The following is a 14,664-nucleotide window of genomic DNA, read 5'->3' as shown; positions in this document are numbered from 1 at the left end:
AGAACGCACGATTTTCCGCTTTATCTGGAAATACTCCAAACGTGATCAGCTGATCCTGCTGGCTGTGACGGCGACGTTGTTTCCGTTGCTCTATCTTACGCTGGAGTTGCCCAAGCGTATCATCAACGACGCAATCGGTTCGACAACGGCCGAAGTGGATGTCTGGGGTTATACGCTTTCACAGACGAATTTCCTGATTATTTTGTGTTTTGCTTTCCTGGCTGCCGTGCTGGCGCACGGGCTGATGAAAATGCGCATCAACACCATGAAGGGTGTGCTGAGCGAACGCATGCTGCGACGGTTTCGGTATCAGCTGGTCAGCCGCGCGCTTCTTTTTCCGCAACCTTATTTCGAACGGGTCAGCCAAGGCGAAATGGTCTCGATGATCACGGCTGAAAGCGAACCAATGGGGGGGCTGATGGGCGATGCGATCAGCCAGCCGGTTCTGCAAGCCGGTCAGATGATCACCATCCTTTCTTTCTTGTTCTTGCAAAGCTTTTGGTTCGGGCTGGCCGCTGTCGCCCTGATCCCGGTACAGGCCTGGTTAATCCCCAAATTACAACGTCAGATCAACCTGTTGAACAAGAAACGCATTCAGGAAGTACGGGCGTTGGCTGCCCAGATCGGCGAAAACGCGGCAGGGGCGTCAACCCTACGCAGCAATGGCGGTTGGCGCTATCGCAGGGCTATGGTTTCCGATCAATTGGGGCGGCTTTTCACGATCCGCTTTGAGATTTACCAGAAGAAGTTCTTTATGAAGTTCATAAACAACTTCATCTCGCAGCTGACACCATTCATGTTCTACCTGATTGGTGGCCTTCTGGTGTTGCAGGGTTCGGTTTCGCTGGGGGCATTGGTTGCCGCGCTAGCGGCGTACAAGGATCTGAGCTCACCCTGGAAAGAGCTGTTGACCTATTACAACCAAACCCAGGACATGTCGTTGCGCTGGGAAATCGTCGTTGACCGTTTCGATCCGGCCGGATTGAAGGATGAAGTGCTGTTCGAGGGCGAACTAGCAGAGCGCCCCCACCTGAGCGGCGATATCGTGTTGAATCACGTTTCAGTTCGCGACATGGACGGAAATCAGGTGCTGGATGATCTGAATCTTACTTTTCCCGGTGGCAAGACGATTGGTATCGCCGCACCCAGCGAAGAGGATCGGCGCGCCATGGGTGAGCTGCTGACCCGCGAGATTTTGCCCGCTGCCGGCACGGTTCAGGTTGGGGATCTGAACCTGGCAGATCTGCATCAGGGCGTTGTGGCCGCGCGTATCGGGTACGCAACGTCCCGCCCGGTCATGTTTCAGGGAACGTTGGGTGACAACGTGATGATGCCGATGCGATTCAAACCCTTGGCTGAATCCTCAGACGACCCTGATTTTGCCGAGACTTTGCGGGCTGGAAACAGCATGGATCCGTTCAGGGTGGAATGGCTTGACCCGGCGCTGGCCGGGTTTGAAGACGCGACGGCGTTGCGCGACTGGTGGTTGCAGCTGATTGATGGAATGGGGTCTGGTGCAGCCTTGTTTCGGCGCGGTGCCGAACAAAGCTTTGTTGCGACCGAACACTGCGAACTGGCAAGGAAACTGGTCGAGCTGCGCCCGCTTGTGCGGCAGGCGGTCCATGACGCGGGTCTTGAGCAGCAGGCGCTGATATTCGACCGGAATGCTTACAACCCGGCGCTGCCTGTTGCCGAGAACCTGCTTTTTGCGACGCCCCGCGTGCCGGTGACGCAGGCGTTGCTTGCCCGGCAGAAGGTTTTCCTCATGCAGTTGCGAGAGCTGGGGCTGGATGAGACGCTGATCGCCCTGACCCGTGACGTGATCGAGATGCTGCGACAGATCTTCGGGTTCGACGGAACCGACCATCCGTTGTTCCGCAAGCTGGGTCTTGATGCAAAGACTTATGAGGCAGCTGTGGAGCTGGTTGAACAGACCCGCAAAGAGGGAACATCAGGGCTGGATGACGAACAGCTGGCCAGTATGTTGGCCGTGCCTTTCGTCGTCTCGGCTGAGCAGATTGGCCCGGCTTTCACGGATGAGCTGAAAGACCGCATTCTGGAACTGAGGCAGAGTCATTCGGATAAGCTGTTGGAAAGCCTCAAGGACGCATTTGTTCCGCTGGATCCGGAAGATTTCGCGCCTGGATTGACGGTCATGGAAAACGCGCTGTTCGGCAAGGTCAGCCAGATAGGCGGCGCGCGATCGGATGAGGCCCGCAAGGTCATTGTCGACGTGTTGGAGGAGAACGGCGCGCGTCCTTTGGTGGTCGAGCTGATTTATGACATTCCGGTTGCTTTGGGTGGGCAGAGCCTTCCGGCGGTTTTTGCCGAACCGCTGGCGTTTACCCGCGCGACAATCAAGAAGCCAGATATCCTGATCCTGGAGCAGGCATTGGCCAGTTACGACATGAAAACGCAGGTATCGGTTTACAAGAAGCTGCGCGAGTTGCTGCCGGATGCCACGGTGTTCTACCTCAATGACCATTTCGAAAACCCGGACGTATTCGACATGTTCGTGGAAATCCGGCAAGGTCGTGTCGTCTCGGATGGAGGACCGGTAGACGTGGGAAAAGACAGCGCATCTTCAGCAGATCTGGCGCGGAAACTGCGCGCGCTGGAGCAGACCCCCTTGTTTTCAGGTCTGGACCGGAGGCAATTGCGCCTTCTGGCTTTTGGGGCGCAATGGTTCGATGCCAAGCCTGGGCAGGTGGTGTTCCTGAAAGATGATCAGCCCACCGATGGCGCTTATGTAGTGCTGGAGGGAGAGGCAGGCCTGTACCTGCCACAGGAAGATGGACCCGATCAGTTGATCACCACCGTGGGGCCGGGCGCATTGGTGGGTGAACTTGGTCTGATCCGCAAAGAACCACGCGCGCTGAGCATGGTGGCCGAAACACAACTATCCTGCCTTAGGATCGGTGAGGAAGAATTCCTGGCCGTTGTGGAAAACGATGCGGCAACCGCGTTCAAGCTGATGCAGGTGATCGCCGGTTACGTGTCCAATTAGGCGTGATCAGCTGGCAGGCTCGCAAAACAGCTCGTACAGCAGACCGATCATCTGCGCTGCATTTCCATCGCTTAGCGAATAATAGATCGTTTTGCCATCTCTTCGGGTGGTGACAAATCCTTCCTCCCGCAGACGGGCCAACATTTGGCTGACGGCGGCTTGTCGTAATTGCAGCAAATCCTCAAGCTGGCCTACCGATTTCTCGCCATTCCCAAGGTGGCACAGGATCATCAGGCGCCCTTCATGCGCCAGTGTCTTGAGAAATGCAGCCGCGCGGGCTGCATTTTCTTTCATTTCTGATGGTGTGTCCGAGGTGTGTGCCTGAGGTTCGGTTTCTAGGAGTGTCACGTTTTGACCGTTGTGCCGTTAATCTTGGGTCAATATGCCTCAAACCCGTCTGCGTTGTCACCCCTCGGTTGCAGGGGCACCGCCCTGAAAAGCATTGCCATTAACGTAATCGCAGGGCTCTTCCTGCATCTGCAAGTGCAAGCCGCGACCTTCATACGGGTGCGCGCGGGCCAGGTCTTCGTCGACATCGATCCCAAGTCCCGGCGCTGTCGGAGCGATCACGAAGCCGTCCTCTATCTGAATGGAACCTTTGATCAGCTGGTTGTGGAACGGGGTTTCAATGGTTTCCAGCAGCAGCAGGTTCGGGATCGACGCGGCCAGGTGGATATTGGCGGCCCATTCGACCGGTCCTGCATAAAGATGTGGCGCCATCTGAGCATTGAATATCTCTGCTATAGCGGCGACTTTCTTCATCTCCCAGATTCCTCCGGCTCGCCCCAGCGCCGGTTGTAGGATTTCCGCAGCCCCGGCGCGCAGAACGGCTCCAAACTCGGCCTTCGTTGTCATGCGCTCTCCGGTGGCGATGGGGATACGGACGTTGCGGGCGACACGGGCCATGTCTTCGATCATATCAGGTGGCGTGGGTTCTTCGAACCATAGGGGCTGATATGGTTCCAGCGCCTGTCCCAGCCTAATGGCACCAGCCGTGTTGAACTGACCGTGTGTGCCAAACAGCAGGTCGGCCTTGTCCCCTACCGCTTCGCGAATTGCCTTACAAAAGGCGACGGACATGGAAATGTCACTCAACGCGGGCATGTGGCCGCCACGGATTGTATAAGGGCCCGCCGGGTCGAATTTTACAGCGGTATAGCCGCGTCGCACCATTTCAGCGGCTGTTTCACCCGCTTGTTCGGGAGAGGTCCAGAAGTCGGTCAGATTGTGATGCGGCAAAGGGTAGAGGTAAGTGTAGGAGCGAATTCGCTCGTTCACCTTGCCGCCCAACAGGGCGTAAACCGGGCGGTCGTGATCCTTGCCCAGAATATCCCAACAGGCGATCTCCAACCCCGAGAATGCGCCCATCACCGTCAGGTCGGGGCGCTGCGTGAAGCCGCTGGAATAGGCACGGCGGAACATAAGCTCGATGTTTTCGGGGTTCTCGCCCAGCATGTGCCGTTCGAACACATCCCGGATGACGTGGCGCATCGCCTCAGGTCCGACGGACGAGGCATAGCATTCGCCCCAACCGGTTATGCCGGTGTCTGTCGTCAGTTTGACCAATATCCAGTATCGCCCCCCCCAACCCGGAGCGGGTGGGGCGGTGACGATGATGTCGAGATCCTGCAGTTTCATCTCAGTTCCTCCGAGCCGGGAGATCAGGTTCTGTCGAACAGGATCACGTTGCGCTTGGCAGATCCGGTTTTGGTATCGGCAATGGCCTCGTTGATCTGATCCAGCGACCAGCGGCCCGAGATCAGCTCGTCCAGTTTCAACCGACCCTGCTCGTAGAGGTCGATCATCCAGGGGATGTCCCGCTGAATAACCACATCACCCATTTTTGAGCCGACAACACCCTGGCCGAGGGCTGCCAGAACAACCGGTTCATAGCTGGCCATGCCGCCCGAATGCGGCATTCCGATCATGATGGCCTTACCGCCGCGGCCAAGATAACGCGGGGCCTGATCATAGGCGGCGATTGCACCGACCGTAATCAGAACCGCATCGGCACCGCGTCCGCCAAGGGCTTTGAACGCTGCCTTCCAGGGTTCTTTCAGGCTGGCCAGCACGCCATGGGTCGCGCCGAACTCCTTCGCGATTTCCAGCTTTTCTTCAGTCATGTCGACGGCCACGATCCGTCGTGCTCCTGCGATCCGTGCGCCCTGAATGGCGTTCAGGCCAACACCACCCGCACCGATGACAACGACATCCTGACCCGGACGCAAATTGGCGGCGTTTACAGCAGCGCCGACCCCGGTGATCACCCCGCAAGACAGAAGGCTGGCCAGGTCTTTGGGCAGGCTTTCGGGTATCCTGACGATCTGCCGATGGCTCACCACAACTTTTTCGGCAAACGCGCCGCAGGCCATGGCCTGTTCCAGAGGACTACCGTCAGCCGTTTTTAGCGGGCCTTTGACGGTGTCGTACGGTGTTTCGCAATTTGTCGGGTGCCCTCCGGCACAGCTGGGGCAGGACCCGCACGCGCGGATCAGCGTCACAACCACAGGCTCGCCAATCCTGAAGTCCCCAGCGGCCTCTCCGACTGCGGAGATCACACCTGCGGCTTCGTGTCCGTAAACGGCGGGCAGGAACCCTCCCCAGGCACCCTCGGCATAGGATATGTCTGAATGGCATATGGCCACTGCATCCAGCGTCACTTCGACTTCGCCCGTGCCGGGGGGCGCCAGTTGAACCTCTTCGATAACCAGGGGTTCGCCGAATGCCCGGCAGACTGCGGCTTTGATTGTTTGCATGTTTTCCCTCATTCCCGTTGGCCCCACGGTGGCGTGGGAAAGCGTTGATCGCAAGGCGGAAACCGCCATGTGAGTGTCGTTGTTAAGCCACGACAGGCGGGGACCGGCGAAACAAAACGAACCCGGCCAGCATCAGCGCCAGTGCCAGCAGGAAAGGAGCACCCGGCAGGTACAGCGGTGTGTCGGGGCGAATGAACTGCGCAAATACGCTGGTCATGACCAGGGGCGAGATTACCATCGAAAGCGCGTTGAGCGCGGCGAGGACGCCCTGCAACTCTCCTTGCTGCGAATCTGGTGTCGCTTTGGACATCATTGCCTGAAGTGCCGGTGTGGCTATTGCCCCGATTGCGGTGATTGGGATGAACAAAAGCGCAATGAACCCGTTGGTCAGAAAGGCCAGAATTGCGAAACTAAGAATTTCAAAACCCATCCCGTAGATGATGGCACCCCGTTCTCCGCACAATCGGATTGCGGGGCGGATCAGACCGCCCTGCACAACGGCCATGCCGATCCCATAGACGCCCAGTGACAGGCCGATCATCTGAGGGGACCATCCGAACCGCTCGGTGGTGAAAAAGGACCAGATAGCGGGGTAGACGTAGATTGAGACCGAATACAGAAAGTAGACCCACAGCATAGGTCGGATACCGGGCAGTGCAGCAATGGCGCGCAGCGAATTCACCGGGTTGGCGCGGCGCAGGTTGAAGGCGCGCCGGGTCTTGTCGGTCACGGTTTCAGGCATCACGAAGCAGCCGATGGCAAAGATCAGTGCCACCAGACCTGCCGCAGCCCAAAACGGGGCACGGGTTCCATATTCGCTGAGCAACCCGCCGATCACTGGTCCGAGCACAAATCCGACGCCAAAGGCCGCCCCCAACAGGCCAAAGTTTGCGGCCTTGTCCTTGGGATCGGAAATATCCGCCATGAACGCGGCGGCGGTGGAATGCGTGGCTGCGGTAATACCGCCGACAATACGACCGGCCAGCAACAGCCAGATACTGCCCGCCACTGCCATAACCATATAATCAAGCGCCATGACGAACAGCGACAGCAGCAGCACAGTTCTGCGGCCATAGGCGTCGGACAGGTTTCCAAGGATTGGACCAAAGATAAATTGCATCGCCGCAAAAGCGGTACTCAGCACTCCGCCCCAGATCGCTGCATTGGCAAGCGAACTGCCCTGCACATCAACAATCAGTTGCGGCATGATCGGCATAACCAGACCAATGCCCATTGCGTCGATCATGACGATGCTGAGGATGAAGAGTGATGGCAGGCGCATGGAACTCGGGCGGGTGATCTGTTCGTGGCACCCTAGGCACAGTCACTGAATGTGGAAAGACAGAGTTTCACGTCCAACCTGCTGCATCACTCAAATTTGCTTGCCAATTCGCTCAGCAATCCGGCCAGTTCCTGTGGATGCGAGAAAAACGGAGAATGCGAACTGTCGATGGTTAGCCGCAGGTCCTTCGGGATAAACGCGCACATGTCCGCCTGATATTCCGCGGGGATCGTTCGGTCATCTGTGGTGCGGATATAGGCCTTGGGCACTTCGTTGAAATTCGTGCCGACCGGCAGTGGTGTTTCCTGGGGGCGAATGGCCTGTGGGCACAGGCGCGCATAGGCGTAAGGCAGGATATCGTCCGGGCAATCGTGGTAGAACAGCTTTGGGATGGCATCTACCGACACGGTGTAAGACAGCCCGTCAGACGATTTGTCAATCGCGTGGGCAATTGTCTGCTGCGGGCCGCGTCTGCGCATTTCTGCCAGCGAAAGGCCATCGTGAGGCACGTAGGCGCACAGAAAGATCAGGGCGCGCATGGCGTCCGGTCGAGCTTCGGCGGCGGCGCTGATCGGATACCCGCCCCACGAGTGACCCACGACAATCGTATCGGGCGTGCAGGCGTTCAGAACGGCATCGCGGCAATTTTCCAGCGTCACCTCGGACACCGGCGTTGGATCTGCACCATGGCTGGGCAAGTCGATGGCCCGGGCCGAATGTCCCAGAGCTTCCAGCGCGGGGATCAGGTCGCGCCAGCACCAGGCTCCGTGGCAGGAGCCGTGGACCAACAGGAAAGACGCCATCGCTGTTCTCCTTCAGATATGCCCGATATCGGTCAGAAACCGGGTCAGGATTGCTGCGTATTCTGCGGGTTTCTCGACGCAGGGCAAATGGCCAGCTCTGCGGATCAGTTCGAACCGCGATCCGGGGATCAGGTCGACAGTTTCGCGCACCAGATCGGGCGGGGTCGAGCCGTCCTCGCTTCCGGCGATGCCAAGCGTGGGAAGGCGCAGGCCGCTTGTGGGTGTATAGAAGTCGGTCCCGGCGACGGCAGCGCAACAGCCCAGATATCCGTCAAGCGGTTGGCTGATCATCATGTCGCGCCATGGCAGGTGGTTTTGCGCTGCGCGGAAATCACGGGAAAACCAGCGTTCCATCGTGGCGTCTGCCACCGCTTCAATCCCGCCGCGACGCACAGCGTCGATCCGATCCTGCCAGACTGCGGGTGTGGCGATTTTGGCAGCGGTGTTCGACAGAACCTGCGCACGTATCTGATCCATACGTTTGACGGCCAGCCCCTGTGCAATCATCCCGCCAATGGACAGGCCGACAAAAACGCAGTCGCGAACCTTCAGGTGATCCAGCAGCGACTCGGCATCGCGGATCAGGGCACCCATAGAATAAGGCGCCGGTGGAACCGAGGATTGCCCATGCCCGCGTTTGTCATACCGGATGATACGCAACCCTTTGGGCAGGTGCGGTAACACTGCGTCCCATATGTGCAGGTTTGTTCCCAATGAGTTGGCAAAAACCAGTGGCGCGCCGTCCGCCGCACCATCGACACGGTAATTCAGTTTCACGTCGCCCAGATCAGCGATCATCATGACTCAGGTCCTTGCAGCCCCGGCTTTCCAGGTGCAACTTGCACAGGTTTGGGATGCCTGTCAGGTCAGGAATTCCAACGCCCTGGCAAAAACATCCGGATCGACGTTACCACCCGATGTGACCACGATCACGTCGTCGCCCTCAATCTCGTCGCCCCGGAACAGGGCCGAGGCCAATGCAACTGCGCCGCCGGGCTCCAGCACGATCTTGAGGCGCAGGAAAGCAAGTGCCATAGCCCGCAGGGCCTCTTCTTCGGTCACCGAAATACCGGGCCCGCAAAGACGGTTTAGGATGGGAAAGGTGATGTCGCCGGGTTGCGGTGTCAGGATGGCATCGCAAATATTGCCTGATGCCGCGTTGTTGTTCTGAATCCGTCCCGTCGCCAGTGATCGTTTGACGTCATCGAACCCTTCCGGTTCGCACGGGCGTGCCCTTAGGTCGGGGGCGTGTTTTTCCAATGCCAGTGCAATGCCAGAGGTGAGGCCGCCACCGCCGCAACAGACCAGAACATCCGCCTGAGATAACCCAAGTTCCGCGGCCTGTCTGGCGATTTCCAAGCCGGTAGTACCTTGCCCGGCAATCACCTGAGGTTCGTCATATGGCCGGATCAGAGTCAGCCCGCGTTCGGCGGCGATGGTCTCCCCGATCTCTTCACGGCTTTCGTTTGCACGGTCGTAAAGAACGACATCACCTCCAAGCGCGCGGGTGTTTTCGATTTTCAGGTGTGGCGCGTCCGACGGCATGACAATGACCGAAGCAATACCGTGTTTCGCCGCCGCCATCGCAACGCCTTGTGCGTGATTGCCCGAAGAATATGCAATCACGCCGCGCGGGCGTGTGTCTTCGTCCAGCGCGGATATGGCAGACCAAGCTCCCCGAAACTTGAAACTGCCCGTATGTTGCAGGCATTCCGGCTTGACCCAAATCCGGCGCCCGGCAATCGCGTCAAGAAATGGCGACGACAGAATTGGTGTCTCGCGGACATGTCCATTAAGCCGTATGGCCGCGGCTTCGATCATTTCAATTGTGCTCATGCAGCGTTCTTCAATACCTTTTTGATGACATCCAGAGATTGAGGCTCATTCAAGAACGGAACATGCCCACGATCCGGTACTTCGGCCGAGATCAGACCGGGATGCCGCCGGTGCATCTCAGCCAGTGTTTCTGCGCTCAGAACGTCCGAGTTTGCGCCCCTGATCGCTCCGCATGGAATGTTGCGCAGCGCTTCAAAAAACAACCAATAGTCGGGTATAGCACCGCTCGCGGCCTGTTCCAGAAGCGCCTTGCGCAGGGCCGGATCATAGCGCAGCGCCAGCCTGTCCCCTTGTTGTTTATATTGAATTTCGGCCTGTTTGCGCCAGATCTCCAGGGGAACTCCGGGGAATTGCGGCTCCATCACATGTTTCAGGGCGGCAGCAGCTTCGTCATGGGTTTTCGCGGTGGGTTGTGCGCCCACATAGGCCATGATCTTGGCGATGCCTGACGTCTCGATGACGGGCCCCACATCGTTCAGAATCAAACCGGCCAAGCGTTCGGGGTGGCTTGCTGCCAGTGCCATGGCAATCAGCCCGCCCCGCGAGGTGCCCAGAATGACCGCTTTTTCGATGCCCAGAAAATCCAGCAGTTCAATCGCGTCATGGGATTCACGAAAGATGTTGTAGTTCATGAAATCGGGGTCGTAGTCCGAGCGGCCGCGCCCCCTGTAATCCATCGCAATCATGCGCAGTTCAGTGGCATGTGGTGCGAAATACGAAAAATCCCGGCTGTTTCTGGTCAATCCGGCCAGACACAAAAGCGGCGTGCCCGATCCATGGTCTTCGAAATAGATGCGCTTGCCGTCCGAAGTCGTAAAGTCTGACATCAAAGACCAGCCAGCTTGGGAATGGTGGTCAAATCAGACAGAACATGCGCTGGCGTCCACGGCAGCCGGTCCATTGGTTCCCCGATCCGATTGACCCAGACGGTGACAAAACCATAACCGCTGGCCCCCGCGGCATCCCAGCCGTTTGAACTGACGAACAAGACTTCGTCGCGGGCGCAGTCAAACCTGTTCTGAACCAGATCATAGACACGGGAATGGGGCTTGAAGACCCCAACGCTTTCGACCGACAGCACGTCATCCAGCACATCGCCGATCCCGGCGGACTGAACAGCACCGTCCAGCATGGGCGGTGATCCGTTGGACAGGATGGCAGTCTGCATCCCGCCATCCTTGAGGGTTTTCAACATGGCAGGAACTTCGGGATAGGCCTGCAACTCCCAATAAAGATCCAGCAAGCGTTGACGCAGTTCAGGGTTGCCCTGCAGGCCTGCAGCTTCCAGCGCCCAGTCCAGCCCGTCCTGCGTGACATCCCAGAAGTCCGCATGCGCATCAGCCACTGCACGCAGCCACGTGTATTGCAATTGCTTCAGGCGCCAATGTCCCGCGACCTCGGGCCATTTGTCTTTCAGTGCTTCGAATCCAGGTTCGCTTGCCGCCTGCCGGGCGGCGGCCGCAACATCAAACAGTGTTCCGTAGGCGTCGAACACGCAGGTCGTGACTGCCATATGACCCTCCTTTGATTGCGCGCAGGTTGGCACAACACGGAATGGGGGGAAAGGGCCAAGGGTTTACAACTTTGTGTCAATCTCTAGGGTTGGCCGCTTAACCCCTAAAACGGCCGGAGGCCACTATGACCGAAATCAAGCAAGGCGACACGGTTCGCATCCATTACACAGGGACATTGCTGGATGGCAAAGTCTTTGACAGCTCGGATGGGCGCGATCCGTTGGAGTTCGTGGTTGGATCGGGTCAGATTATTCCCGGTCTGGACAGTGCCATGCCCGGTTTGTCCGCAGGTGACAAGAAACGGGTCGAGATTGCCTGTACCGACGCCTACGGCCCGATCAATCCTGCGATGCGTCAGGAAATCCCCCGTGAGGGTATTCCCGAGGATATTCCGCTGGATCCGGGCACTCAACTGCAGATGCAGACACCGGACGGTCAGGCCGTACCAGTGACAGTTGTGGACGCCAACGAAGCGACTGTAACCCTGGATGGGAATCATCCGTTGGCCGGACAGGATCTGGTGTTTGAGATTGAAGTCGTCTCGATCAATTGAGACTTAGTTCGGGTTGGAACTCCTGCACGGACTTCAGCCGATCAAAGATTCAACAGCTGCACGTACCTGTGGCTGGGTGAAAAAGACAAACACCAGCAGCAATGAAGTCAGCGCGAGCAGCAGCACTCTGGCCCGCTGGCTGAGGAAACCGGATTTCTTCCGGCTTTGCACTGACCGTGCGTTGTTTGCAATGATTTGATCTAGCTTGCTCATATCGAAGTCCTGCCGCCCAAAGATGGTGAAATCTTGGCGGCGGCAGGGAAAGATATGGTCACATGAAATCGGGTTGTGGCATGCCCAGAACGTGGAAACCACCGTCAACGCGGATGATTTCACCAGACGTGCAGGCACCCGCATCAGATGTCAGGTAAACTGCGGTCCCGCCAACAGCTTCCAGTGTGGCATTCGAACGCATCGGCGCATTCTGATCACAGAACTTGTATGTCCTGCGCGCTCCGCCAATGGCCGCACCGGCAAGGGTTTTCATCGGCCCAGGTGAGATTGCGTTCACGCGGATACCATCCGGGCCAAGGTCATTGGCCAGATAACGGGTCGCCGATTCCAGCGCAGCCTTGGCAACACCCATGACGTTGTAGTTCGGTACAACCCGGTTTGATCCCTGATAGGTCAGCGTCAGCAGCGAACCCCCTTTGTCCTTCATCATCGGATAGGCGCGGCGCGCCACCTCGATGAAAGAATAGGCCGACACGTCCATCGAGTGTTTGAAGTTCGCCCGCGTGGTATTCAGAAACCGGCCTGTCAGCTCGGACTTATCCGAATACGCAATGGCATGAACAACAAAGTCGATGGTGGGCCAACGCTGAGCCAGCTCACCAAAGGCGCGATCCAGTGACTCGTCGTCGGTCACATCGGCATCCACCATGAAATCACTGCCCAAGCTTTGAGCGAGAGGTTCCAACCGCTTGCCGAACGCTTCGCCCTGATAGGTGAAGGCCAGTTCTGCGCCTGCCTCGTGCATGGCCTTGGCAATGCCCCACGCGATTGAGCGGTCATTGGCCACGCCCATGATCAGGCCGCGTTTACCTTTGAGAAGATCCGACATCACTTTCACCCGTTATACTTAGACAGAATCATGGACCCGTTAGTGCCGCCAAAGCCGAAGCTGTTGGTCATGACACTGTCCAGTCCTGCGTTTTCAACCACTTCAGTTGCAATTTCACCGGGCAAGATGCCTTGGGCGAGTGTGTCGACATTGATCGACGGCGTAATGAAATCATTGTCCAGCATGAGTAGGCAGAAGATCGCCTCAAGCGCTCCTGCCGCGCCTTGCGCGTGGCCAGTCATTGATTTGGTCGAGGAGATCGGTGGCACATTGCTTTCACCGAAGATGCGGCGCACAGCCTCTACTTCGCCAACGTCACCGACGGGGGTCGAGGTCCCATGTGCATTAATATAGCCGACCTTGCGACCTTCGGGCAGTGTTTCCAGCGCCAGCCGCATCGCGCGCTCGCCGCCTTCACCTGAAGGGGCCACCATATCGTGGCCATCCGAGGTGGCAGCATAGCCGGTGACTTCGGCATATATCTTTGCACCGCGGGCCAGAGCGTGCTCCAACTCTTCCAGAACGAGGATGCCGCCGCCACCGGAAATCACAAACCCATCACGGTTTTCGTCAAACGCGCGCGAGGCTTTCTCGGGCGTGTCATTGTATTTCGACGACATCGCGCCCATCGCATCGAACAGACACGAAAGCGTCCAGTCCAGTTCTTCGCCGCCGCCAGCAAACATGACGTCCTGTTTGCCCAGCATGATCTGTTCGGCCGCGTTGCCGATGCAATGCAGCGAGGTCGAGCAGGCCGAGGTGATCGAATAGTTGATACCCTTGATCTTGAACGCGGTCGCCAGGTTTGCCGAGATTGTCGAGCACATACATTTTGGCACGGCGAACGGCCCTATCCGCTTGGTTGCACCGGTGCTCAGAACCGTCTGATGAGCGGTCAGCATCGCGCTTGTCGACGGGCCGCCGGACCCGGCCACCAAACCTGTGCGCGGGTTGACTACCTGGTCCTCGGTCAGACCGGAATCTGCAATGGCTTGAGACATGGCGATATGAGCGTAAGCCGCGCCCGGACCCATGAAGCGCAGGGTGCGTTTGTCCACGTGTTCAGCCACGTCAATCTTGAGCGTTCCCGCGATCTGACTGCGAAACCCATGTTCCGCCATCTGTTCGCTGGCTTCGATCCCGGATTTACCTGCTTTGAGCGAGGCCAGAACCTCTTGGGCATTATTCCCGATCGAAGACACTACCCCCAGACCGGTGACGACTACTCGACGCATGTGCGCACTCCTTGTTTCGGGTCGGTCAGGCTCAGGCCTCGGACAGAACGACCTTCATATCTTTGACATCATAGATCATCTCGCCATCGGCTTCGACGATTCCATCTGCCACACCCATGGTCAGGCGACGTGTCTGAATCGCTTTTTTGAAATCGATTTTATACGTTAGCATCTTGCGGTCCGGACGAACCATACCGGTCAGTTTCACTTCGCCCACGCCAACGGCCATGCCGCGCCCTTGCCATCCACGCCAACCCAGGTTGAAACCGGTCAGCTGCCATAGACCATCAAGGCCCAGGCAACCCGGCATAATTGGGTTGCCTGGAAAATGGCAGTCAAAGAACCAAAGGTCAGGGGTGATATCGAACTCGGCCAGCACATGGCCTTTGCCGTGCAGGCCACCATCATCCGAGATGTCGGTGATCCGGTCCATCATCAGCATTGGCGGGGCGGGCAATTGTGCATTGCCGGGGCCAAATAATTCGCCGCGGGCGCATTTCAGCAGATCGTCTTTGTCAAAACTGCTCGGGAACTGGGCCATTCTTGCCGCCTCTCCTGCCGTGGGTCCGTTCGTAATATCTGGCCTCGTCTAGCACCCGTTTGCAAGGTCCTGCA

General features: G+C 57.9%; 15 protein-coding genes. 2 read left to right on the top strand and 13 right to left on the bottom strand.

Annotated features, from left to right (window positions below; translation table 11 throughout):
- The first annotated feature begins 10 nt into the window (after positions 1-10).
- A complete protein-coding gene (locus ACR3FC_RS05675; RefSeq protein WP_480476821.1) occupies positions 11-3,007 on the top strand; it encodes a cyclic nucleotide-binding domain-containing protein in 2,997 nt (998 codons plus the stop codon).
- A 6-nt stretch (positions 3,008-3,013) separates the two neighbouring features.
- Here the strand turns inward: ACR3FC_RS05675 and ACR3FC_RS05670 are convergent, their stop codons facing one another.
- The 9 genes from ACR3FC_RS05670 to ACR3FC_RS05630 form a co-directional block, all read right to left on the bottom strand.
- Positions 3,014-3,301: an ArsR/SmtB family transcription factor gene (locus ACR3FC_RS05670; RefSeq protein WP_480473809.1), complete on the bottom strand. Its 288-nt coding sequence runs from the start codon at positions 3,299-3,301 to the stop codon at positions 3,014-3,016.
- A 111-nt stretch (positions 3,302-3,412) separates the two neighbouring features.
- Positions 3,413-4,645 (bottom strand): mandelate racemase/muconate lactonizing enzyme family protein, encoded by a 1,233-nt coding sequence (locus ACR3FC_RS05665; RefSeq protein WP_480473808.1) that lies wholly within the window; start codon positions 4,643-4,645, stop codon positions 3,413-3,415.
- A 23-nt stretch (positions 4,646-4,668) separates the two neighbouring features.
- Complete coding sequence (locus ACR3FC_RS05660) at positions 4,669-5,763, bottom strand: Zn-dependent alcohol dehydrogenase (RefSeq protein ID WP_480473807.1); 1,095 nt, start codon at positions 5,761-5,763, stop codon at positions 4,669-4,671.
- 82 nt (positions 5,764-5,845) lie between these two features.
- Complete coding sequence (locus ACR3FC_RS05655; RefSeq protein WP_480473806.1) at positions 5,846-7,045, bottom strand: TCR/Tet family MFS transporter; 1,200 nt, start codon at positions 7,043-7,045, stop codon at positions 5,846-5,848.
- Positions 7,046-7,131: 86 nt separating this feature from the next.
- A complete protein-coding gene (locus tag ACR3FC_RS05650; RefSeq protein WP_480473805.1) occupies positions 7,132-7,848 on the bottom strand; it encodes an alpha/beta fold hydrolase in 717 nt (238 codons plus the stop codon).
- Positions 7,849-7,860: 12 nt separating this feature from the next.
- Entirely contained in the window at positions 7,861-8,649 is a 789-nt protein-coding gene (gene pcaD, locus ACR3FC_RS05645; RefSeq protein ID WP_480473804.1) for a 3-oxoadipate enol-lactonase, read from the bottom strand.
- 60 nt (positions 8,650-8,709) lie between these two features.
- A complete protein-coding gene (locus tag ACR3FC_RS05640; RefSeq protein ID WP_480473803.1) occupies positions 8,710-9,684 on the bottom strand; it encodes a threonine ammonia-lyase in 975 nt (324 codons plus the stop codon).
- The gene (locus tag ACR3FC_RS05635) at positions 9,681-10,511 is read right to left on the bottom strand and encodes an alpha/beta fold hydrolase (RefSeq protein WP_480473802.1); all 831 of its coding nucleotides are present in this window, start codon (positions 10,509-10,511) and stop codon (positions 9,681-9,683) included. Before ACR3FC_RS05635 ends, ACR3FC_RS05640 begins: the two co-directional genes overlap by 4 nt.
- Complete coding sequence (locus tag ACR3FC_RS05630) at positions 10,511-11,197, bottom strand: haloacid dehalogenase type II (protein WP_480473801.1); 687 nt, start codon at positions 11,195-11,197, stop codon at positions 10,511-10,513. The genes ACR3FC_RS05635 and ACR3FC_RS05630 overlap by 1 nt, the downstream gene beginning before the upstream one ends.
- A gap of 125 nt (positions 11,198-11,322) precedes the next feature.
- Between ACR3FC_RS05630 and ACR3FC_RS05625 the strand changes: the two genes are divergently transcribed.
- The gene (locus ACR3FC_RS05625) at positions 11,323-11,751 is read left to right on the top strand and encodes an FKBP-type peptidyl-prolyl cis-trans isomerase (protein WP_209505363.1); all 429 of its coding nucleotides are present in this window, start codon (positions 11,323-11,325) and stop codon (positions 11,749-11,751) included.
- Positions 11,752-11,784: 33 nt separating this feature from the next.
- On the opposite strand, the gene ACR3FC_RS05620 is transcribed toward ACR3FC_RS05625, so the two are convergent.
- From ACR3FC_RS05620 to fabA, 4 genes are read right to left on the bottom strand one after another with little or no spacing between them, the layout of a single operon-like run.
- Complete coding sequence (locus ACR3FC_RS05620; protein ID WP_480473800.1) at positions 11,785-11,964, bottom strand: hypothetical protein; 180 nt, start codon at positions 11,962-11,964, stop codon at positions 11,785-11,787.
- Between the two features lie 58 nt (positions 11,965-12,022).
- Positions 12,023-12,814 carry an enoyl-ACP reductase FabI gene (locus tag ACR3FC_RS05615; protein WP_480473799.1) on the bottom strand — a complete coding sequence of 264 codons (792 nt, stop codon included), beginning with the start codon at positions 12,812-12,814 and terminating at the stop codon, positions 12,023-12,025.
- Between the two features lie 5 nt (positions 12,815-12,819).
- Positions 12,820-14,049: a beta-ketoacyl-ACP synthase I gene (fabB, locus tag ACR3FC_RS05610; protein ID WP_480473798.1), complete on the bottom strand. Its 1,230-nt coding sequence runs from the start codon at positions 14,047-14,049 to the stop codon at positions 12,820-12,822.
- Between the two features lie 31 nt (positions 14,050-14,080).
- Positions 14,081-14,590, bottom strand: coding sequence for a bifunctional 3-hydroxydecanoyl-ACP dehydratase/trans-2-decenoyl-ACP isomerase (fabA, locus tag ACR3FC_RS05605; protein WP_209598228.1), 510 nt, complete (start codon positions 14,588-14,590; stop codon positions 14,081-14,083).
- Positions 14,591-14,664: the final 74 nt, after the last annotated feature.

This window comes from Ruegeria sp. AF3 (assembly GCF_056536285.1).
Note: the sequence above shows the minus strand (reverse complement) of the source record. Positions and strands in the feature narration are given on the sequence as shown.